Source organism: Pseudonocardia acidicola (genome assembly GCF_012911935.1).
In the GTDB taxonomy this organism is placed as follows: Bacteria; Actinomycetota; Actinomycetes; order Mycobacteriales; family Pseudonocardiaceae; genus Pseudonocardia; species Pseudonocardia acidicola.
The window spans coordinates 12,633-33,244 of record NZ_JAAXLA010000077.1; the positions used below are offsets into that span (position 1 = coordinate 12,633).

Annotated in this window: 19 protein-coding genes and 2 pseudogenes; 7 read left to right on the forward strand and 14 right to left on the reverse strand. The window is 70.7% G+C overall.

The genetic code is table 11. The features are described from left to right. Positions 1–82 precede the first annotated feature (82 nt). On the reverse strand, positions 83–676 hold the full coding sequence (locus tag HF526_RS28455; RefSeq protein WP_169384662.1) for an HAD-IC family P-type ATPase: 594 nt from the start codon (positions 674–676) through the stop codon (positions 83–85). 219 nt (positions 677–895) lie between these two features. Between HF526_RS28455 and HF526_RS28460 the strand changes: the two genes are divergently transcribed. Beyond that, on the forward strand, positions 896–1,408 hold the full coding sequence (locus HF526_RS28460; protein ID WP_169384663.1) for a DUF1269 domain-containing protein: 513 nt from the start codon (positions 896–898) through the stop codon (positions 1,406–1,408). 231 nt (positions 1,409–1,639) lie between these two features. Beyond that, entirely contained in the window at positions 1,640–2,569 is a 930-nt protein-coding gene (locus tag HF526_RS28465) for an NADP-dependent oxidoreductase (RefSeq protein WP_169384664.1), read from the forward strand. Between the two features lie 102 nt (positions 2,570–2,671). Here HF526_RS28465 and HF526_RS28470 read toward each other — a convergent pair whose 3' ends face one another. After that, positions 2,672–2,827 (reverse strand): DUF6131 family protein, encoded by a 156-nt coding sequence (locus tag HF526_RS28470; protein WP_169384665.1) that lies wholly within the window; start codon positions 2,825–2,827, stop codon positions 2,672–2,674. 222 nt (positions 2,828–3,049) lie between these two features. Between HF526_RS28470 and HF526_RS28475 the strand changes: the two genes are divergently transcribed. After that, positions 3,050–3,622: a hemerythrin domain-containing protein gene (locus HF526_RS28475; RefSeq protein ID WP_169384666.1), complete on the forward strand. Its 573-nt coding sequence runs from the start codon at positions 3,050–3,052 to the stop codon at positions 3,620–3,622. A 36-nt stretch (positions 3,623–3,658) separates the two neighbouring features. Here HF526_RS28475 and HF526_RS35825 read toward each other — a convergent pair whose 3' ends face one another. From HF526_RS35825 to HF526_RS28500, 5 genes are all read right to left on the reverse strand, one after another. Then, positions 3,659–4,270 carry a muconolactone Delta-isomerase family protein gene (locus HF526_RS35825; RefSeq protein WP_169384667.1) on the reverse strand — a complete coding sequence of 204 codons (612 nt, stop codon included), beginning with the start codon at positions 4,268–4,270 and terminating at the stop codon, positions 3,659–3,661. 556 nt (positions 4,271–4,826) lie between these two features. Continuing rightward, positions 4,827–5,255, reverse strand: coding sequence for an ATP-binding protein (locus HF526_RS28485; protein ID WP_211177925.1), 429 nt, complete (start codon positions 5,253–5,255; stop codon positions 4,827–4,829). Beyond that, a complete protein-coding gene (locus tag HF526_RS28490) occupies positions 5,245–5,580 on the reverse strand; it encodes an STAS domain-containing protein (protein ID WP_169384669.1) in 336 nt (111 codons plus the stop codon). The genes HF526_RS28485 and HF526_RS28490 overlap by 11 nt, the downstream gene beginning before the upstream one ends. Then, a complete protein-coding gene (locus tag HF526_RS28495; RefSeq protein ID WP_338051818.1) occupies positions 5,552–7,537 on the reverse strand; it encodes a glycosyltransferase family 2 protein in 1,986 nt (661 codons plus the stop codon). The genes HF526_RS28490 and HF526_RS28495 overlap by 29 nt, the downstream gene beginning before the upstream one ends. A gap of 233 nt (positions 7,538–7,770) precedes the next feature. Further along, the gene (locus HF526_RS28500; RefSeq protein WP_211177926.1) at positions 7,771–8,976 is read right to left on the reverse strand and encodes a PP2C family protein-serine/threonine phosphatase; all 1,206 of its coding nucleotides are present in this window, start codon (positions 8,974–8,976) and stop codon (positions 7,771–7,773) included. Between the two features lie 149 nt (positions 8,977–9,125). Between HF526_RS28500 and HF526_RS28505 the strand changes: the two genes are divergently transcribed. From HF526_RS28505 to HF526_RS28515, 3 genes are all read left to right on the forward strand, one after another. Next, positions 9,126–10,070: a glycosyl hydrolase gene (locus tag HF526_RS28505; protein WP_169384671.1), complete on the forward strand. Its 945-nt coding sequence runs from the start codon at positions 9,126–9,128 to the stop codon at positions 10,068–10,070. A gap of 132 nt (positions 10,071–10,202) precedes the next feature. After that, the gene (locus HF526_RS28510; protein ID WP_169384672.1) at positions 10,203–11,168 is read left to right on the forward strand and encodes a helix-turn-helix transcriptional regulator; all 966 of its coding nucleotides are present in this window, start codon (positions 10,203–10,205) and stop codon (positions 11,166–11,168) included. Between the two features lie 100 nt (positions 11,169–11,268). Further along, positions 11,269–12,510 carry a cytochrome P450 gene (locus HF526_RS28515; RefSeq protein ID WP_169384673.1) on the forward strand — a complete coding sequence of 414 codons (1,242 nt, stop codon included), beginning with the start codon at positions 11,269–11,271 and terminating at the stop codon, positions 12,508–12,510. Between the two features lie 623 nt (positions 12,511–13,133). Here HF526_RS28515 and HF526_RS37125 read toward each other — a convergent pair. The 6 genes from HF526_RS37125 to HF526_RS28545 form a co-directional block, all read right to left on the reverse strand. Further along, positions 13,134–13,346, reverse strand: coding sequence for a PASTA domain-containing protein (locus HF526_RS37125; RefSeq protein WP_169384674.1), 213 nt, complete (start codon positions 13,344–13,346; stop codon positions 13,134–13,136). 769 nt (positions 13,347–14,115) lie between these two features. Continuing rightward, positions 14,116–15,108: a sensor histidine kinase gene (locus HF526_RS28525; protein ID WP_169384675.1), complete on the reverse strand. Its 993-nt coding sequence runs from the start codon at positions 15,106–15,108 to the stop codon at positions 14,116–14,118. Beyond that, complete coding sequence (locus HF526_RS28530; protein ID WP_275404236.1) at positions 15,105–15,965, reverse strand: MEDS domain-containing protein; 861 nt, start codon at positions 15,963–15,965, stop codon at positions 15,105–15,107. Before HF526_RS28530 ends, HF526_RS28525 begins: the two co-directional genes overlap by 4 nt. A 541-nt stretch (positions 15,966–16,506) precedes the next feature. Continuing rightward, a complete protein-coding gene (locus HF526_RS28535; RefSeq protein ID WP_169384677.1) occupies positions 16,507–16,776 on the reverse strand; it encodes an STAS domain-containing protein in 270 nt (89 codons plus the stop codon). Positions 16,777–16,807: 31 nt separating this feature from the next. Further along, positions 16,808–18,232: a DUF7125 family protein gene (locus tag HF526_RS28540; protein WP_211177927.1), complete on the reverse strand. Its 1,425-nt coding sequence runs from the start codon at positions 18,230–18,232 to the stop codon at positions 16,808–16,810. Next, positions 18,183–18,971, reverse strand: coding sequence for an ATP-binding protein (locus HF526_RS28545; protein ID WP_169384678.1), 789 nt, complete (start codon positions 18,969–18,971; stop codon positions 18,183–18,185). The genes HF526_RS28540 and HF526_RS28545 overlap by 50 nt, the downstream gene beginning before the upstream one ends. A 339-nt stretch (positions 18,972–19,310) precedes the next feature. Here HF526_RS28545 and HF526_RS28550 point away from each other — a divergent pair. Beyond that, positions 19,311–19,621, forward strand: a pseudogene (locus tag HF526_RS28550) (helix-turn-helix domain-containing protein); the annotation flags it as partial. A 426-nt stretch (positions 19,622–20,047) separates the two neighbouring features. On the opposite strand, the pseudogene HF526_RS37560 reads toward HF526_RS28550, so the two are convergent. Next, positions 20,048–20,398, reverse strand: a pseudogene (locus HF526_RS37560) (tyrosine-type recombinase/integrase); the annotation flags it as partial. Positions 20,399–20,612 lie beyond the last annotated feature (214 nt).

The following is a 20,612-nucleotide window of genomic DNA, read 5'->3' on the forward strand; positions in this document are numbered from 1 at the left end:
CGTCAGGGTAAGCACGCCGATCTCCGCTCCGCTATACCGAACCCCGGTACGGCGGGCGCCGACAAATCCGCTGGAAATTCAGTTACTCGGCGAATCGGTGGAAACGGGTGAACAGTTGGCGACCGGACCGAATCGCCGGGACCTGTGCGAACTCGAATCGGTTCAGCCGCATGCTGTTGGAGACGACGAGCAGCGACGACAGCACCATCGCCGCCGACGCGATCAGCGGGTTGAGCAGACCGCACGCGGCCAGCCCGAGATCGGCGCGGGCGAGTGCGGGCGCGTCGTTGACCCCGTCTCCGACCACGGCGACCGACCGCCCCTCGGCCTGCATGGCCGCCACCACGGCGGCCTTCTCGCCGGGCAGCACCCCGGCGATCACGTCGTCGACACCCACCACGGCCGCGACGCCGCGGGCGGTGCCGGCGGTGTCGCCGGTGAGCAGAACGGTGCGCAGCCCGCGACGCCGCAGTTCGCGGACCGCGTCGGCGGCCTCCGGCCGGACCGTGTCGGCGAGCGCGCAGACCCCCCGGACGACGCCACCCGTGGCCACCGGTAGTTGACGGCGGCGCTGACGCCCGGGAGGGCGCTCGACGCGCGCGGCGCACGCCGCGCAGGTCACGCCGCTGATGGCGAGCTCGACCACCTGCATGTCCTGCGGCGGGGTCGTCGACATGTCCGGGTCTCCTGCCTGCCGCGGCCACCGTGTGCGGCAGGGCGGAGCGCCCCGTGCCCGACCGTGGTCGCCAGGAGTACCCGGACAGCGCCGCCCGCGTGCGCCGATCGGTGGTGCTCACGGGTCGCTGTCACCCTGCCCGGGTGATGCACCCGATCACCTCGCCGGGTCCGATCAGTACGAACGTTCAGCACACGAGCCGGAGTGAGGACTGCAGGGATGAGCAGCAAAGACGAGACGGTGCGGGTTCTCGCTGCGTCGTACGACAGCGTGGAGGAGGCCGAGGCCGACTACGAGGCCGTCAAGAAGCTGTACGAGATCGCAGGGACCGGGCACCACTTCGACGCCGCCGTGATCCAGCGCGACGAGAGCGGTAAGAGCCACGTCGTTCGCAAGCACGAGCAGCCCACCCGGCACGGTGCCCTCGTGGGTCTCGCGATCGGCGCGGTGTCTGCGATCCTGCCGGGGATCGGGTTGCTGGCCGGAGGCGCGTTGGGGGCCGGGATCGGGGCGTTGACCGGCCACCTCAGAGGCGGCCTCAGCAACAAGGACCTGAAGCAACTCGGTGAGGTGCTCGATTCCGGCCAGGCCGGCTTGGTCGTCGTCTACGCCTCGAACGACGCCGACCAGGTCAAGGCCAACGTCAAGGCGGTGAAGAAGTACATCTCGGAGGAGTTGGACGCGAACGCCGAGGAGCTGGCGGGGCAGATCAAGGCGGCTGAGCACGCGTGAGGCCACGGTCGAGCGCTCGACGGCCAGATCCACGCCTTCACGGCCAACCTCGCCCACACGGGCCTGTGTCCGGGAGGAAGCGAGCGGATGGGACGGCTGATGCGGCTGATGCAGACCGGCCGGGTCGACCCGGCCCGATGACCACATCATCAAGCCGCTGATCACCTTCGGCTGACGGGGCTTCGGGTCCCACGGAGGGAACGGCGCAGCGCCCCGACGCGTTGGGCGGCCATGCGTGCCGTCGCCCTGACCGAGTACGGGCCGCCCGAGGTGCTGTCCGTGCGGGAGCTGCCCGATCCCCCGGTCGGACCCGATGTGGTGCTGGTCCGGGGCACCGCGGCGGGGGTGAACCCGGTGGACCATCTGATCCGCCAGGGCCTCCTGCGTAGCGCGTACCCGCATCACGAACCGCTCGTGCCGGGTTTCGACGTGGCGGGGACGGTCGAGCAGGCCGGCCCGGCCGCCACCGGGTTCGCCCCCGGCGACCCGGTGCTCGGCTATGTGCGCCGCGACGACGTGCAGTACGGCACCTACGCCGAGCTGGTGCCCGCCCCGCTGCGCACGCTCGCCCACCGGCCGCCCGAGCTGGACGCCACGCGGGCCGCCGGGTTGCCGCTGGCCGGGCTCACCGCGTTGCAGACTCTGCAGGCCACCGGCACGCACGAGGGCGACACGGTGCTGGTGTACGCGGCCGCAGGCGGGGTCGGGCACCTGGCGGTGCAGATCGCCCGGGAACTCGGCGCTGCCCGGGTACTCGGCACCGCGTCGGAGCGCAACCACGACTTCGTCCGTTCGCTGGGCGCCGAGCCGGTGAGCTACGGCCCCGGGCTGGTCGAGCGGGTGGCCGCGCTGGTGGGTGGTGACGGCCGGGTGGACGTGGTGGCCGATTTCGTCGGTGGTGACGAGCTGCGGGCCGCCCCCGGCCTGCTCCGCGAGTCGGCGCGGCACGCCTCGGTGGTGGATCCCGACGTGCGCGCGCAGGGCGGGCGGTACGTGTGGGTCCAGCCGGACCCCGAGCAGCTCGCCTGGCTGGCCGGGCGCGCGGCGCAGGGCCGTCTGGTCATCGAGGTGCAGCAGACCTTTCCGCTGCAGCAAGCACCGCAGGCCCAGGCGCTGCTGGAAGGGCGTCACGTCCGGGGCAAGCTCGTGCTGCTCGTGTGAGCGGGTTCCGGGCAGGCGCGCCGGGACGGTTCGGCGGTCGTCGAGGTCAGCGATCTTCCTGGCCCAGCTGTGGGCCGGCCCGGTCCACGGCGGTCAGAAGTATCAGAAGTAGTGGCGCCGCCCCCCGACGGCCCGTCCGGTCGCCCCCAGCACCGCCAGGACTACACCGATCACCAGCAGGATGATGCCGATGGTCCACAGAATGGAGATCTTCAGCAGAAAGCCCACCACCAGCAGAACGAGACCGAGGACGATCACCGCGCCTCCCAGGGCGAAGCCGCCGCCGAACCCGGCGGTGAGCAGAGTCTACGGCGGGCGGCCAGAACCGGAACCGTCGAAGCGGCCGATCGATGCTGAATCGTTGGGTGGTGGGCCGGAAACGACCGGTCCGTCGCGGAGAGGTTCTCGGCGCCCGAGCGCATAGGTCGCCCCGGTCGGGGAATGCGACATCCACCGGAGCGCAAGAGGGAGGTGTCGTTCATGACCGCGACGCAGGAACAGGACGTGGTGACGGTGCTGGTCGATCAGCACAACCAGGTCAGGAACCTGTTCGGCGAGCTGAACACCACGACCGGCGACCGGAAGAGGGAGTTGTTCGAGGACCTCGTCCGGCTGCTCGCGGTGCACGAGACCGCCGAGGAGGAGGTCGTGCACCCCGTCGCGCGCCGCAAGATCGAGGGCGGCGAGCAGGTGGTCGAGACCCGGCTGGAGGAGGAGGACCAGGCCAAGCGCGCGCTCGCGGAGCTCTACGACCTCGGCGTGGACCATCCGGAGTTCGGTGACAAGCTGACCGCGTTCGAGCAGGCCGTCGAACAGCACGCCACCCGCGAGGAAAGCGAGGAGTTCGCCCGGTTGCGTGCGGCGCTGTCGGCTGACGAGCTACAACGCATGGCCGGGGCGGTGCGTGCCGCGCTGGCCACGGCGCCGACCCGGCCGCACCCGGGCAGCCCCGAATCGGCCGCGGGGAACCTGCTGGCCGGTCCTCCGCTGGCCGTCTTCGACCGGATCCGCGACGCGCTGCGCGACTGGATGACAGAACACAGGTCCGACTGATCTCCACGGCGTAGCCGGTGATGCGTACCGGCGTCGTCAGCGCGCGGCGAGCGCCGGGTCGCTCGGGTGCTCGGTGAGCGGCGTGGTCTGCACACGGGTCCAGGCGTACAGGGGCAGCGACTCCAGTATCGCCTGCATCTCGGCCGTGTCCTGGGCCTGCCAGAGGCCCAACGCGCTCGGCTCGCCCTCGCCCGGCTCGGCGGGCAGGGCCCAGAGCCGGAGGAGGTGTCCCTGCTCGGCCAGTTCGCGCGCGCGTTGTGCCTCGCGCGCCGTGGTCTCGTCGACTGTCCTGGCGGGTGTGCCCTCCGGGACGGCGATGGTGAGAGTGGTCAGGAACTCCGGGGCCGTCTTCGTGGCTTCGGTCTGCGGGTCGTTCGGGTGACGCGAGAGCGGCGTGACCTCATCGGTGCGCCACACGCGCAACGGCATCGAGGCGAGGACTTCCTCGAGCCGGTCGTCGTCGGCGGCGGCGAAGAGGCCGAGCGTGCGCCATTCGCCTGGTTGCAGCGGAGGACGCCACAGGCGAAGCAGGTGTCCCTGCGCCGCGAGCTCGCGCGAGTGTGCGGCCTCGCGGGTGCGGATGTCGTCGACGGCTTTTTCCGACGTTCCCTCCGGAACGTGGGTGGTCATGGTGACGAGATACTCCATGGTCAGCACCTCCTGAGCGGAAGCAGCGCTCCGCACGTTTCCGGCTGAGGGCCGATGCGAACCGGCTCGCCGGCGGGTTGCCTCGCAGCCGACCGGCGTGAGTGCCGGAAGGTTGCGCCCGCACCGTGCGCGGCACGTCGTCGGCACCCGATGTCCGGCCGGCCGGCGTCGGCCCTGACCAGTGCGAGCTTGGCCTTGTGCGCCGTGCCTGGCTACCGCGCAGCTCCGAGCGGCCGGCGGCAAGCGCAGGGATCTGCGGACCCCCTGGGGAGAACCACCTGCACACGGTCGCGCACGACCGCCGTCAGTCGGGCACGACGAGATCGGCCCCGCACCCTGTTCCAGCAGGTGAGGGGCCGACCTGGCTGTAGTCACATGATCGTCGACGCCCTCGCGTCTGCTACCTGTGCTGTCTGTTCGCGTCCTGTGTCTCTGATGGCTTCCTGCGCGCTGCAGTTCGTCCCACGAGGCATTCCACGACAGGTGTTCGCACAGGACGAGGTCGAGTCCTCGTACTCGGCGGACTCCGCGTAGTTCCCGACGTCGGCGGGTCGTGTCAGCCGGCGCGGCGCAGTCGCACGATGCGCCAGTGGTTGGTGCTGCCGTCGCGGCGGTACACGAGTTCGTCGACCGCTGCGAGGGTCAGGGCGAGGCCCCGGCCGGACTCGGACATGGCGCGTGGCATCGCGGCGGTGGCGAGATCGACCTCGGCCCGACGCCCGTTGTCGAGGAACTCGCCTTCGATCCGGTCGAGGTGCACGCGGACGTGCAGGGTGAAGTCGAGTGGGGCGCCATCGTGGGCGTGCTCGGCGATGTTGCCGCCGACCTCTGTGACGGCGACCTCGAAGAGCATGCGGTCGGTGTCGGTGATGTCGCCGTGGTCGGACCACACCTCCTGGAGCAGGGCGTGCACTCGTTCGAGGGACGCCGGCTCGGCGGGCGCGGTGAGGCTGTACTCGTGCCGGCGGCCCTCGTCACCCGGCACTGAAGGCTCCGCCGACGGTGTCATGCGCTCGAAGGACCCGGTCCAGGTTGGTCAGTTGCAGGACGGTGGCGATCTGCGGTCCGACGCCTGCGATGCGCAGGTCGCCGCCGGCCTGGCGGGCGGTCTTGAGGCCGGCGATGAGGGCGCCGAGACCCGAGGAGTCGACGAACTCGCACGCCGAGAGGTCGACCACGATCCGCGACCGGCCGGAGGCGACGGTGTCGGTGATCACCGTGCGCAGCTGCGGGGCGACGATCATCGTCAGCCGTCCGCTCGGCCGGATGACCGCGGCGCCGTCACCGACGGTGGTGTCGAGCTCGATCATGGTGCTCCTTCCGGCTTCCCGGGTCGTCCGGTTCGGTGTGCTCGGGGGGTCGGTATCCGGTGTAGCGGGCGGCCTGGATGATGACGCTGAGGACGACGAGGTCGTAGACGACCCACACGAGGTTGATCCAGGTGCCCTGGGGTGTGGGGGCCAGCCCGACCGCGAATCGCACCAGCCCGACCACCGCGGCGGCCACGAGCAGGACCATGGCGATGAGCTGGGGACGGATCAGCCGCCAGGGGAAGGGGTTCTCCCCGGTCGGACGGGTCTTCGGGGTGACGACGAAGCCGAGGCTGCGGCCGAAGTAGACGTTGCCGACCGCGGTGGCGCAGGCCCGGATCCACAGCGGGAACAGGGCCAGGCTGTACTGCTGTCCACGCCAGGTCTTGATGCCGTAGCCGACGACGAGGAACAGCAGCTGGGTGACGACGAGGTAGGGCACGAGGTGGATGAGGAAGTCGCCGCCGAAAGTCATCACGGGACGGACGCCGAAGAACAGGTACAGCGTCGGCGCGGCGAGGTAGACCACGGCGGCGAAGCCGGACAGGTAGCTCCACATCGTGGCGAAGTACATGAGCCGTTGCCCGGCGGTCAGGCCGCGCTGGAACAGCGGGTTCTCCTTGAGCATCACCTGGAGGGTGCCCTGGGACCAGCGCAGGCGCTGGTGCAGCATGGTGCCGAGGTCCTCGGGTGCCAGGCCGTGGGCGAGGATCTCGTGGTGGTAGACGGTGCGCCAGCCGAGGGCGTGCAGCCGCATCGCGGTGGCCATGTCCTCGGTGACCGAGATCGTCGCCATGGCCATCACCGGCTGCGCCTCGTGCGCGAGGTCGACGTCGACGGCGGCGATGAGCGCCTTCACCGACTCCAGCGCACCGAGCGGTGACCAGTCCCGCTGCGCGAGCCGTTCGAGGGCGGCGTCGTCCACCACCACGGTGCCGAGCTCTCGGTCGGCCTCGATCGGCAGAGACGCGATCGCGGCCAGGTCGGAACGCATGGCCTCCACATCCGAGGAGACCACCGAGCGGCTCGCGTCGTCGACCTGTCGTTGGAAGCGGAAGGTCACCTCGGCGACCGGCTCGCCGGCCTTGAGGGCGCTGCGTGCCTCCTGCACCGCCGCCGCGACCTGATCGAGCGCGGCGCCGACGGCGGGTCCGTGTCCGCGGGCCTCGGCGCGTGCGGTCGCGATGACGCGAGCTGCGGTCGCCAGTGCGTCGCGGACCGCCTTGTCGACCTCGCGGACGTAGCCGACGACTCCGAGCTGCATCAGCGCCTCGCGGCGGAGCACGGCGTTCGAACCGCAGAAGAAGGCGGCGTTCCAGCCGTCCTTGCCCTGCTGGATGGGCCCGTAGAACAGTGGTGCCTGACTGCCGAGCGGGTCGGCGTCGTCGACGTTGGTGAAGTACTGCGGGGTCTGCACGAGCGCGACCTGCGGGTCGCGGAAGTAGCCGAGGGTGCGGTCGAGGATGGCGGCGTCGGGGATCTGGTCGGCGTCGAGGATGAGCAGGAACTCGCCTTCGGTGGCGAACAGCGCGTTGTTCAGGTTGCCGGCCTTGGCGTGCCGCGGACGGTCCTCCCAGTCCGGGCTGCGGGTGAGGTACCCGATCCCGTCGGCAGCCGCGGCGGCGCGCATCTCGTCCCGACCGCCGTCGTCGAGGATCCATGTCCGGTGCGGGTGCCGGATCGCAGCCGCGGCGCGGGCTGTGGCCATGACCAGCTCGATCGGCTCGTTGTAGGTGGTGATGAACACGTCGACCGTCGCGTCGTCGGGCGGTGGAGGCGGTTCCCCGCGCCGACGCACCCGCCACATCGTGGCGCCGAACAGGAAGGCGTCGATCAGGCTGTAGGTCTCGGCCAGCACCAGCGGCACAGCGATCCACCAGTTCGCCCAGTTGACCGAGTACAGCCACCGCCACACCAGGTAGTTCACGCCCAGCGACAGCGTGAGGACGACCAGCACGCGGATCAGTGTGCGGCGGCTGAACAGCCCGTGCCGAGGACCTCCGACGCGGTGCCGGCTCACGACCACCCCCTACAGGTCTGCCCATCGCTCATCGTGCTTCCGCACGTCCGATGGTCGTGCCCGGCCTCCACCGCGGCCTGCTCGATCTTTACCCACCACCGGACGTCGTTCATGTACACGAAGGATTGAATCGACGACGAGGGCACCGGACGCGCGATCGCGCCGCCGTCTCAGGGCAGTCGGCGGATCGCCAGCACCGTCACGTCGTCGTCGAGCAGCGCCGCCCGGTGCGCCCGGTCCGCGAACCGGTCCACGACGTCTGCGGCCTCGCCGCCCGCCCGGATCGTCGTCGCGATCTCGTCCAGCGCGTGCAGCAGCGTTCCGGGGTAGAGGTCGAGCAGGCCGTCGCTGAAGGCGAGCACGACGTCGCCCGGACCGAGCACGACCTTCGCCTCGTGCCAGTCGACGCCGGGCAGGACCCCGAGGGGAAGGTCACCCCGGACGTCGCGGTGGACCGAGCCGTCAGCTCGCACGAGCAGCATCAGTCCGTGTCCGGCGTCGGCGTAGCGAACCACGTCGTCGTCGGGGCGCAGGACTGCGTGGCACAGCGTCACCAGCGTGCTGGTCTCCTCGAGGTCCTCGTGCAGCGCGCCGGCGGCTTCCCGCAGTGCGTCGGCGGGTGCGTGCAACCGGCCGGTCGACCGCATCGCGGTGCGGACCATCGCCATCACCAGCGCGGCTCCCATGCCCTTGCCCATGACGTCGCCGAGCGTCACGGCCAGCCCACCGTCCTGCGTGGGGTACCAGTCGAGGAAGTCTCCGCCCACCGCGCGCGAGGGGAGGCAGACCCCGGCCACGTCGTAGCCGGCGATCCGCGGGGGATGGCGGGGCAGGAGTCCGCGCTGTACCAGCGCGGCCTGCTCCAGCTCCGCCGATCGGGTCAGTTCCTGCTGCGCCCAGTCGGCGAGCTCCTCGAGCAGGACCCGTTCCTCCGGGGTGAAGGTCCGTGGTCGGTCGTCGATCAGGCACAGGGCACCGACCCGGTGGCCGCCCGGCGCCGTGAGAGGGTGTCCCGCGTAGAAGCGGACGTGCGGATCCCCGGTCACCAGCGGGTTGTCCGCGAAACGGGCGTCGGTCCTCATGTCCTCGACCACGAGGGTCTCGGGCCGGCGGATGGTCTGGTCGCAGAACGCCTCGTTCCGCGGACCGTCCAGGAGTTGTGCCCCGTCGCTCGACTTGATGTACAGCCGATCCCGGTCGATCAGGGTGACCGCGGCGGACGCGACCCCGAACAGCCGCCGCGCCAGCCCGGTGAGCCGGTCGAACCGCTCCTCGCGCCCGGTGTCGAGCACGCCCAGGTTCTCCAACGCCCGCACGCGCGCTTCGTCGCCCCGGCCGAGATCCACGGCACCATGCCCCTCTGCTGCAGTCCCCACCGGCCACCTCGCCGGGACGACGCCTGATGCGGCCCCTGATCGGAGTCGTCCCACCCTAGGTCGACGCGTCGCGGCACGCGACATCATGTGATCATCTGCTATGAACTCGTGTGGTCCGAGTCGGCGATGGTGCGCTGAGGGTGTTGCCGGTGGGGGTGCTGTCCGGGCTGCCGGCGGCGGGCTCCGCCGCGCCGCAGCCACTCACCCTCGGCGTGGCCGCCGACGACAGCACGGCGATCGACAGGTTCGCCGCCACCACGGGTGCTCCCGTCGGGGTCTACCAGTGGTACCAGGGCTGGGCCGGCACGCCCGCGTTCGACGCCACCCGGGCCACTGCCGCCGGAGCACGCGGGGCGCTTCCCCTGCTCACCTGGGAGCCATGGGCGCCAGGAGCGGGAGCCGACCAGCCGTGGTATTCGCTGGCCCGCATCGCCGACGGCACCCACGACGCCTACATCACCTCCTTCGCCCAGCAGGTCCGGAACTGGGGTGGCCGCCTCGGCCTCCGGTTCCTGCACGAGCTGAACGCGCCCTTCTACCCGTGGGGCGACGGCGTCAACGGCAACACCCCCGCCGACGCCGTCGCCGCCTGGAACCACGTCCGTGAACTGTTCGACGCAGCGGGTGCGCACCACGTCGTCTGGGTCTGGTGCGTCAATGTGCATGCTCCCGGCTATGCCGACTACGCCCCGCTGTACCCGGGCGACCGAGCCGTCGACTGGGTCGCCGTCGACGGCTACAACGGCGGCGACGCGCTGCCGTGGGGTGGCTGGCGCAGTCCCGAGGACGTGTTCGGCGACTCGCTGGCCGACCTCCAGGACCTCACCGACCAGCCGTTGGCGATCACCGAGGTGGCCTCCGCCGAGCAGGGCGGCGACAAGGCCGCCTGGATCGCCGACCTGTTCGCCCTCGCCCTGGGCCGCGGGATCCGGGTCCTGATCTGGTTCGACCACCAGAAGGAGGCCGACTGGCGCGTGCAGAGCTCGCCGGCCTCGGCGGCAGCGTTCCGACGGGAAGCCACCGTGCCCGGGCGCCTCGGGCCGCCTCCTCTGCTCCCCCCGCCCGGGCCGAGGCCGGTCCGGGCCACGAGCTGACCTGCGGGCGACGCGTCCGCGGGCGCCGGTGGTCGTCCGCCGTGACCCGGGCTTGTTGCCGCACCGTCGCCGGAGGCGTCAGCATGGCAGCCGACTCCTCGGCAACGACGCCGGGCGGGAGCGGAGGCGACGATGCCGGGTATCTCCATCTCGACGCACGAGCGGGACGAGGCCCAGGTCGAGTGCGGCCGCGTCTACTTCCCCCACCGGCTCGTGGTGCTGGACGATCCGGGCACATTCGCCATGTCGCTCTCGGCGACGACCCTGGGCGGGCTGTCGGTCGGGCTGCTGACCTACGCCGGCGAGGTGTGCGTCGAGACCGGCGAGCTGGAGAGCGCCTACGAGATCAACATTCCGCTCGACGGGCCGCTGCGCACCTGGACGGGGCATGCCGACGTCTGCGCCACCCCCTCGCTCGCGGCGGTGTACCGCCCCGACGGACGTACCCGGCTGCACGGCTGGGCCCGAGGTGGCAGGCTCTTCGGACTGAAGATCGACCGGTCGGCACTGGAGTCGGCGACCGAAGAACTGGCGGGTCGGCCCGTGCGGTCGGTCGTCCCGCTCGCCGCGAGCCTCGACCTGCGGACCGGCCCGGGGAAGCAGTGGTGGCGGCTGGCGCGGGTCCTCCTGGCCCTCCTGGAGGACCCGGAGGGCCCGCTGGCAGCACCGATGGTGGCGCGCCCGCTCGCGCACAGCGTCGTGGCGGGTCTCCTGCACGCCGTCGACCACCCGTTGCGGGACGCGCTCGCCGTCGCACCGGCGTTGCCGCGAGCGTCGACCGCCAGGGAGGCCGTGGAGTTGATGGAGGTCGAGCCCGAGACGGCGTGGACCGTGGCGGACCTGGCCCGGAGGGTGGGGGTGAGCAGCCGCGGCCTGCAGGACGCCTTCGCGCGGCATGTCGGCGTGTCCCCGATGGCTTACCTGCGGCGGGTCCGGCTGCAGCGGGCGCACGCGGACCTCCGTGCGGCTGATCCGGCGCAGGCGTCCGTCACGGACATCGCCGTGCGGTGGGGCTTCACCCACCACGGTCGATTCGCGGCCGCCTACCGCCAGCGCTACGGCCGCATGCCGTCGGAGACGCTGAGCGAGGGGCGCTGATCTGCGGCTATCGGCCGCTCGTACTGCGGTTTCCGGATGGGCGGTGTCGTGCATCACATCTACGGTTCGCGGTATCCGTGATCAGCCCCCGAGGAGCGCCTTGACCGCCACCGATGTTCCGACCGAGCACGCTGCGTTCGACTTCAACCCGATGGTCAGCCCCCACCGCGAGGACCCGCACCTGTTCTACCGGCTCGCGCGGCAGGGCCCGCCGCGGCTGAGCCCGACTCTCGGTGCGTACATGGTCACCCGGTACGACGACCTGGTTGCCGTGATCGACGACCCGCAGACGTACTCCTCGGCCCCGGCCGTGCCGAAGATCTACGGCAATCCGCCGGAGGTGGTCGAGATCCTGCGGGCGGGCGGGGTCCCCGAGACCAACGCCGTCGTCAACGAGGACGAGCCGGAGCACACGCCGGTCCGGCGGGTGTTCGACGCGGGGTTCACCGGCGCCCGCGTGCGCGCGATGCTCCCGACGATGCGGGCTCGCGCCGTCGAACTCGTCGACGGCTTCGCGGGCGGCCGCGCGGACCTCGTCGCCGAGTACGCCGTGCCCTTCGTCCAGACCGTCATCAGCGCGATCATCGGGTTCCCACCCGAGGACACCGAGCAGATCCAGGTCTGGACCGACGACGTCAACACGCTGTGGAACGTCCTGGCCCCACTCGAGGCACAGGTCGCGTCGGCCCGCCGCATGGCCGAGTACACGCGCTACCTCCAGGCCCTGATCGACGAACGCCGGGAGCGCCCCCGTGAGGATCTGATCTCCGACCTCGTCCACGGTGCCAACGGCTACCCCGGCCTCTCCGACGAGCTCGTGCAGAACATCGTCCGTGGCGCGGCCCGCGTGGCCGGCTTCGACACCACCCGGGACGCGATCACCGCGACGATGCTGCTGATCCTGCAGAACCCGGACGCCCGCGCCCGTGTCGTCGACGATCCGGCCAAGGCGATTCCCAAGGTCACGGAGGAGGCTCTGCGTCGCGACGCTCCGCACCGCGGGCTGTTCCGCGTCACCACGCGGGACACCAACCTCGGCGGGACGGACCTGCCGGCCGGAACGCCCCTCCTGCTGCTGTTCGGCTCGGGAAACCGGGACGAGACCAGGTTCCCGAACCCCGACGCGGTCGAGCTCGACCGGCCGAACGTGCGGGAGCATCTCGCGTTCGGCCGGGGCCTGCACGTGTGCCCCGGCGCGCCGATGGCTCGCGCGGAAATCCGGGTCGCGCTGGAGACGCTCATCCACCGCCTGCCCGGCCTGCGCCTCGCCGACGGCTACGAGCCCACCTACATCGCCAGCTACTTCTTCCGTGGCCTGGAGGCCCTGCACGTCACCTGGTGACGCGAGAGTGCTTTCGGCTGTCGTGTGCCGATGCCCGGTCCCTCGACGTGGCCGGCGCGGCGTGGCCGATTTCCGCCGGCCGAGGGAGCGATCCTCCTGCGGGGGCGAGGGCGGCAGCCCGCCGACCGTGGATGCCGACGGGAGGACCCTGGACGGGCACATTCACTCCGCTGTCACTCACTCTGCCACCACGGCCACGAAGGTGACTGCGAGGTTGTTGCCGGCGAACTGGCGGACCAGAGCCGGCGGAGTAGCGACGAGGCGACGTCCCCGTCGAGGACGACCAGGCTCATGAAACGCCGGCGCGCCGTGAGGCGTGGAGGTCGTCCAGGAACTCGGCGTACTCGTCGTCGGACTCGAAGGGGTCGGCCACCTCCGTTCCTTGCCTCCATCGTTGCATCCGGCGGTCGAACGGGTGCGCTGCCTCGCCGCTTCCGCCTCCGGATAGCGGGACGAGCACAGAGACGTTCCGGCTGTATCCGGCATCGCGCCGGCGGTGCGACTCGCCGCAAGTTGAGTTACCGCGTTTCGAGAGGCCGGCGAGTCTGGCCGCTGCGAAGCGGTGCAGACCGGGACAGCCAGGAGCTCCGCCCGTGCGTGCCGGGCGGAGCTCCTGGCTGGATCTACTTGGTCATGGTGATGACGACGAGCTGAGTCGGCGGCAGCTCGGTCCCCGCCTTCGGCTCGACCTTGGTCACGGTCCAGTTCTCGGGCAGCGCGACCAGGGACTTCCCCGACGCCGGGTCCGCGGCCAGACGCACGTTGGTGAAGCCCAAGCCCTTCAAGGTGGACTCGGCGATAGCCCCGTTCTGGCCTTTCAGTTCGGGGACCGTCACGGTCGCCGGGGCGGCTGCGGTCGCGGGGGCCTGCGTCGGGGCGGGAGCGGCGGCGACTGCAGGGGCGGGAACCGTGACCGTGACGGGTGCAGGCGTCGCGGGCCCCCCGCACGCGGCCAGCGCGATGACGGTAGCCAGCGCGCCGGCTGCGGCGGTGATTCGAACATGTATCAGGGAGAGTGCTCCGTTCGTGCGCTTCGTCCCCCCGACGTCACCGGTCAGTCGCTACCCGGGGTGGCTCCGTTACCCGCCGCATCACCGGCGGGATCCCTGTACAGCTTCAGCTCACTGAACTTCTGCACGTATTCGGGACAGACGCCCGCCGACGGCCACCTACGGCCAGGGACGTCCGGACACGACAAGATCGGCCCCTCGTCCTGTTCCAGCAGGTGAGGGGCCGATTCTGGCTGTTGGCGCCAATGGTGCCCCCGGCAGGATCCGAACCTGCGCTCCCGCCTCCGGAGGCCGGTGGATCCGGTGGTCGCCGCCGCCTTCTGTGGTCCTACCAGGGCTTTCTGTTCGCGTTCTGTGTCTCCGGAGCCCTGCTGTGTGCTGTGGTTCGCTCCACGAGCCATCCCACGGCGAAGATCGTTCACGGCTCAGTTCGAGGCCTTCGCCGATACCAACCTGATGGCCGGGCGCTGTCGGTGGCCGCCGACCCGAGCCGGGGCGGGTGGTGGGCTGATCCAGTCCGCGGTCTGCCTGAATGCACTCGGTGGTCCGGTCATCCCCTGGTCGGTGCCGGGTCGCCGGGATGCCTCGTGCGGGCTCAGGGGCGTGCTGTGTCTGTTCCGGCGCCGCTTCCGGCTGGGGTGGGGAGGCGCCCGCCGCGTAGCCGGACGGTGAATCCGTCGGCGGTGGTGAGGAGGGCGATGTCGATGTTGGTGAGCTGGTGGATGAGCCACAGCGCGAGACCGGCGCCGGTGGGACCGCCGGGGGCCTGGACGAGGCCGGTGAGCGGGTTGGCCGGTCCGGGGCCGGTGTCGTGCACATGGATCACGATCCGGTCGGGGCCGGTCCAGCACTTCACCGTGACGGGCTGCCGCCCGTACAGGTAGGCGTTGAGGACGGCTTCGAAGACCGCGAATTGCAGCTCGTCGAGGGTCGTGGCGTCGATGCGCCGGTGCGCGGCCGCCGCGATCCGGTGCACGAACTGCGTCGGTGAGGGGTCGACCAGCGTGACGGCCGGAGTGGCCGCCTCCAGCGGATCGGCTGCCGGTGGCAGCGGTTCGAAGTCGGTGACGTTCTGGTAGCGGGGGCTGGCGGTGGCGCCGCCGTCGGGGGTGAGCACGCGTCGGTGGGTGCGTTCGACGACATCGCGGACGGGGTCGGCCACGGTGGTGGCGTCGTAGAGACAGCGGCTGTACACGGGGTAGTCCTGCCAGACGATGTTGACGGCGGACTCGTAGCGGTCCCAGCCGGCGAAGCGTCCTCCGTTGCCCTCGTGCGGGACGTCGCAGGCGATGCGGATCTGCTCGGCGCCGGCCGCTACATACCGGTGGAACTGCTGCCAGTAGGCCTCGATGGCACCCGCGGGCGTGGCGTACAGGCGGGTGTCGGCGATGAAGCTGACCGCGTCGGGCCGGGACAGCTCGGCCCGTAGCAGGTCGCACTTGCGGTCGTCGTAGCCGATGACGACCGGCTCGTCGGCGGCGATCCCGCCGGTCACGAACGGCACGATCAACGCCAGGAACTCGGCGTCCGAGGAGTAGAAGCCGGCCTCGTGCACGTGCCCGACGTAACCGTTTACGCCTGTCCTCATCGCTGCGCTCCCGACCCCTGCACTCCCGGCTCTGTCCGCTGCAGCGACGACACCGGCAGCAACTCCATCAGCCGGGCCGCGAACGGCGGGGCTGACCGCAGCGACACTGCCACCCCGCTTCTGCGGGCGTAGCCGTCGAGCATCAGCAGCAACCGATGGTCGAGGTACTCGACGTCGGCCATGTCGACGACGAGCGTCACGCCGTCCGCCGTCCGCAGGCGGGGCAGCACCCGTCCGAGCGCCGCGACGCCGCCCGGGTCGAACTGGCCGGCGAGGCCGATCGCCCCGTCGGCACAGCCGAACATTCGGGCCGGCGCCTCGTTCGGCGGCCCGGGCGCGTGCAGCAACGCGAACTCGGTCACGGTGTCGTTGCCCAGCTCGAGCCCGTAGCCGCACAGCGCCCACAGGGGATGACCGGCCATGTAGCGGTCCACCAGGAACTCGTACCGGGCGAACGCGTCCAGCGCCGCGGGGGTGCCGACCAGCTTGGTGGCGTCCGCGCTCACCGCCAGCCCGCCGAACCCGTCGGCCAGGGCCTGCTCGGTCGCGGCCGCGAAGAAGGCCACCACTCGTTCCGGATCCACCGGCCCACCGGTGCCGTACGCGTCCCGCGCCGACAAGACGTGGAGCGCGCCGGCGGCCAGCAGCCGGTCCCGGCCGCTCAGATCCGCGAGATCCTCCCGCGCCGCCTCCGCACCGTCGGAGCAGACGTACGCCACGCGCAGCCCGTCCTCCAGGCCTTCGGCGGAGAACTCCGCCAGGCAGCGGCGGTACTCCGCCACGTAGCCGTGCAAGCACGACGCGTGACGCCGTGAGCCCGGACTTAGAGCAGGGCGGGCGGCGCCGAACCGGCGCATGCGGCCACGCTACGCCCGCCGCGCACCCCGCACCGGAGACGGGCAGACGACCCTGTCGGGGCGCCTACAGGGGAGACGACCACCCGCAGGTGCAGTAGACCGTCATCAAGTCCCCGGAAGCCGGCTGCCACGTCGGCGGGGTCCTTCCCTTCGGCAGGTGTGCCACGACCAACAGGTCCAGCTGAGCGGGGTCCAGCCGGATCGGCCACTTTGCCCTCGACAACCGAGTACGGCTCGTCGCGCAACCAGAGCTCAAACCCCTGCCTGCATCTCGGGCTCGACGTCCTCATTCCGCCGACCGTCGCGTCGTCGGATAACTGACGCCGACGACAGATAGGAACGCTGGGAGAGTATTTGGCGAGCGGCGTGTCGATGCCAGCTCTCGAAGCCGTGACCCCATACAGCCTACTTCGCGAGTGCTGGAGAAACGTACGGTGGTCAACGACGTCCGCTCGGCTTGGCTCGTGTGCGATCGAAGTCGCCGCGACATGCCGCTGAAAGCCAACGTTGACGTGCTCGGTCGGGTCCTCACAATCGCCGACTATGTGGGGTCTTGCCGCAGGTTTGGCACGGCTCTGGTGAGGTCGAGGACATCGATGAGGACGGCGACGGCACCGTGTACGCCCTTGACTCGCAGCTGCGCGTCGCCGATCACCCGCGCGGTCCGGACAATGATCGAAATCCCCCGCCCATCGATGAACGTGAGGTTCGTGCAGTCGATGACGAGGTCGCGCCCGGGCGTGGCAGCCCCGTCGAGGACCGCCGCGAGCCGGTCGTGGGTGCTCAAGTCGACCTCGCCGCTCAGGTGCACCGATGGTGGGTCACCCTGGTTCCAGTAGGCCTCAAACCGGGTTGACCGGCTTCCCGATGCTGATGCCATCATGGGTGATCTCGTATTCGTGTGTCTGCGGCAGATGATCGCTCGCTCGCGTCTTCAGGACGGTCAACGCCCGCGACATAGTGCTGTCCTTGCGCAGGTACTGAAGCAGGATCACATTGTCGGACAGGTGAGACACGCCGCGCTCGGACAGTCTCGTCTGGCCGTACAGCTCCGGCGACTCGACGGTGACCAGGACGCTGACACCCGCGCGCGAGCAGCGGTTGAGCAGCGAGTAGACGAACTCGCGGAACCGCTTGTCATCGGGGCAGGCCGCCGCGAGGTCACCCAGGCTGTCGATCACCACCCGGCGAGCCCGGACGGATTCCAGGGTGTCGAGCAGCCGGTAGAACCATTGGTCGACGTAGATGTCGTTCGGTGAGTCGCACAGCACCACCGCACCCGGGTCGTCGGGATTCCATCCGAATCCGTGGATCATCCGTTCGACCTGGACGCGGTTCTCCTGCAACGAGGCGAACACTCCGGGCTCCCCCGCACGGGCCCCACCGAAGATGAACTGCAACCCCATCACGGTCTTCCCGCACCCGGACGGGCCGATGACCAGGGTCGCCGAGCCCGGCCAGTATCCGTCGCCGAGCAGCTGGTCGAGCGCGGGGATGGCTGAACTCGCGCGCTGGCGGCCCAACTCGTACCGGGTGTCGGCGACGTCGCTGAGCCGGGGGAACACCTCGACGCCGTCGACGCCGATCCGGTAGGCGTGCGCGCCGGAGCGGAAACCGCTGCCGCGCAGTTTCAGCACCCGCAGGGCGCGGCTCTCCCGCTGCCCGTTTTCCTCGGTCGCCAACACGATCGCGGCGTCGGCGATGGCGAACTCCGGACGCGACGCCAACTCGTCCTGGCTGTACTCGCCCAGCCACAGCGCCATCGTGCCCGTCGCGGTCAGACGCCCGGCCAGCTCATGGATGAAGCCCTCGAACTCGCCCGCGTTGCGCGACTGATACCGCAGCGCCCGGAAACTGTCGATGACCAGCACCGAACAAGGCTGCCGCTCAACGAGCTCGGTGATCCGGGTGAGCACGCCAGCAAGCCCCTCGGCGTCCGAGCTACCGCCGAGGTCGTCGAACACCACCGAGTGGCCGATGCGGCCGGCATCGAAAAAGGACAGACCCTCAGCAAAGTAGAGGATCTTGCTCAGCGGTTCCGCGACGGTACTCAGATACACCGCCGGCCGCTGATCGGTGCCGTTCGCGAACGCGTACTGCTGCGCGAGCACGGTCTTGCCACTGCCCGGCAGCCCCGCGACCAGGGCAATCGAGGGATCAATGAGCCCGCCGCCCAGGATCGCGTCGAGTCGCGGCTGCCCGCTCGCCAACCTTCGGCTAGGCACGGACCGGGTCCGACGCGACGTCCGCAAGCAGCTGCCGGACAACGGCCAACACCTCTAGGGGATGCGCCGGCTTGCGCACAAACCGGTCCGACCGCAACGCCGCAGGCGGTGGGAGGACCGACAGCGCCAGCACCGGGACCCCCGTCCGCGTGATCTCCTCGCACAGCCCCGCGGCCAACCCATTCGAGGTCATCACATCAACGATCACCAGGCCGGGCCGGCCCGCCAGGGCCTCCCGGCCAGCCGGCACCGACGCGGCGAGGGAGACCTCGTACCCCTCGGCCGTCAGAAACGCGGACAACGACCGGCCGGAGAACCGGTCACCGTCGACGACGAGCAGCCGCACCCGAACCGGCCCACCGCCCACCGGCGACCGGCTACGGACGTGGAACCGGACGAGGGTGCCGCGCTCGCCGGGCCGGCCCGCCCGCATCGTCACCTCCTCGGCCAGCGCGAGCACCACATTCAGGCCCCACTCACCGTCCTCGGCGGCGCCACCGATGGCTTTGAACACGCCCTCGTCCGCCACAGAGATCCACACGCCCTGGTCACCGTGCTCCCACCCCACGCGCACCACATCGCTGCCGCTGTGCTCGATCGCGTTCGTCGCCGCCTCGTTCGTGGCCAGCACGATCTGGTGCAGCTCCACATCCCGGATCCCGGCCGCGCGCGCCAGCCGGGCGACGAAGGCGCGGATGTCCCGCAGCATCACCGGCTTCGCCGGGAACACCTGTTCGGTCACGCTCAGCGGCACCGGGCCAGTCGAAGCGGACGTCGTCACCGCGCCCCCCTTCGGTCACTCCCCAGGCTAGCCCGCTGGCCGAGCCCGAGACAGCCACCGGTACCCGCGGTCCCCGCTCCCGCGCGGTTCACCCAGCCGTGCCGCAGGAGCGCCGGGAGGCATGATCCCGCGCCGTTCGCCGGGCTCGTCGGGACTGTCGATCAAACGGTGTTTCCGGCCCGACACGCCGGGCCGGGGTCCGGCGGGATGGGCACTGAGCCCTCTGCAACTTGGTGGAGGGCGGGCGTGTGCTGCTGCGGCGTGGCGTGACCAGATTGAGTGAAGCTCCTGGTAGACGGGCGATTGACTAGATCAACACGTCCTGACCAGGAGCTTCAGTTGCCTTCCTACCCTGCGGGGGTGTCCGTGTCCAACCACGCCCTCATCACGCTGTCCGCCGCGCTGCGACACCGTCGCTCGACGGTCGGGACACGCTGGCGGCGGCTGTCTGTGGGCGAGCAGGCGCTGCTGGTGGTGGCGCACCTGCGCAAGGGCGAGACCTACACCGACCTCGCCGCCGGCCACGGGATCGGCACAACGACGATGTTCCGCTACATCCACGAGGCGATCGACGTCCTCGCCGCACTCGCCCCCGGCCTGCGCGCTGCGGGCGAGGTCGCCGTCGCAAGGCCTTCGTGATCCTGGCCGGTCTTGGTGGACTTCTCCTTGAGGCCGGCCTTCGGCTGCGCATTGCTGCGCACGATCGACAGGAGCCCGCGGTCGAAGTCCACATGCCGCCAGCGGAGCGCTGAGATCTCGCCGCGGCGCGGTCCGGTGAGCATGGTCAGCCAGAGCGGCAGGCCCCATTCCGGGTCGCTCCATGCGGCGTACAGGAGTCGTGCGGCTTCGTCGGCGCTGGGTGGGTCGGGCTCGGTGCGCTGGGGTGAGGGTGCGACGGCCATCGCGGCCTTGTTGACACCGAGGTGGCGCCAACGAACGGCGCGTTCCAGGGCGCCGCGGATGATGTAGTGGATCTTGCGGGTGGTGCTGGAGCTCAGCGGGCGGCAGGTGTGCCCGTTTCGCGGTCTCCCGGTGCACATGTCCCGACACCGGTGCAGCCGCGCGTAGAAGCGCTCCAGGAGCTCGGCGTCGAGCCTGGCGGCCTGGAGGTCGCCGAACGTGGGCAGGATGTAGAGCCGGATGAGGTCCTCGTAGCGCTCCCGCGTCGTGTCCTCCAGCTCGGCGACCTCGAGCCACTGCTCGATCGCCTGGCCGACGGTGATGTCGGACTTCGGGTGGTTGTCCTCGTCGATCTGGCGCTGGAGCTTGACGAGCGCCTTCTTCGCCTCGTCATAGCTCTTGACGGTCTCGCGAAGGTAGCGCGGGCGGCGAGTCAGCAGGTCCGTGCCGGCGTAGGCGACGGCGCGGTACGAACCGCTGGGCAGCTGCTCGATGTACCCGCGCTGGCGGCGCTTACGGGGTGGCACGGGATGATCGTAAGGGCGTTCATCCCACGATCCATCCCACGCGATCGAACTAGTCGCGATCGTGAACAGAGAAACCGCTGGTCAGCGGATGGTGCCCCCGGCAGGATTCGAACCTGCGCTCCCGCCTCCGGAGGGAGGGCCTTTTTCGGCCGGAAGCGCAGCTCTGACCTGCGGTGATGCGTCTCTCCCCGGCGGGCCGAGTGACCATCTGGGC

Excerpts from the sequence above, each read along its gene's own strand:
- HF526_RS28455 (WP_169384662.1), bottom strand. The coding sequence starts at position 676 with ATGTCGACGACCCCGCCGCAGGACATGCAGGTGGTCGAGCTCGCCATC.
- HF526_RS28460 (WP_169384663.1), top strand. The coding sequence starts at position 896 with ATGAGCAGCAAAGACGAGACGGTGCGGGTTCTCGCTGCGTCGTACGAC.
- HF526_RS28465 (WP_169384664.1), top strand. The coding sequence starts at position 1,640 with ATGCGTGCCGTCGCCCTGACCGAGTACGGGCCGCCCGAGGTGCTGTCC.
- HF526_RS28475 (WP_169384666.1), top strand. The coding sequence starts at position 3,050 with ATGACCGCGACGCAGGAACAGGACGTGGTGACGGTGCTGGTCGATCAG.
- HF526_RS35825 (WP_169384667.1), bottom strand. The coding sequence starts at position 4,270 with ATGGAGTATCTCGTCACCATGACCACCCACGTTCCGGAGGGAACGTCG.
- HF526_RS28490 (WP_169384669.1), bottom strand. The coding sequence starts at position 5,580 with ATGATCGAGCTCGACACCACCGTCGGTGACGGCGCCGCGGTCATCCGG.
- HF526_RS28510 (WP_169384672.1), top strand. The coding sequence starts at position 10,203 with ATGCCGGGTATCTCCATCTCGACGCACGAGCGGGACGAGGCCCAGGTC.
- HF526_RS28525 (WP_169384675.1), bottom strand. The coding sequence starts at position 15,108 with ATGAGGACAGGCGTAAACGGTTACGTCGGGCACGTGCACGAGGCCGGC.
- HF526_RS28530 (WP_275404236.1), bottom strand. The coding sequence starts at position 15,965 with ATGCGCCGGTTCGGCGCCGCCCGCCCTGCTCTAAGTCCGGGCTCACGG.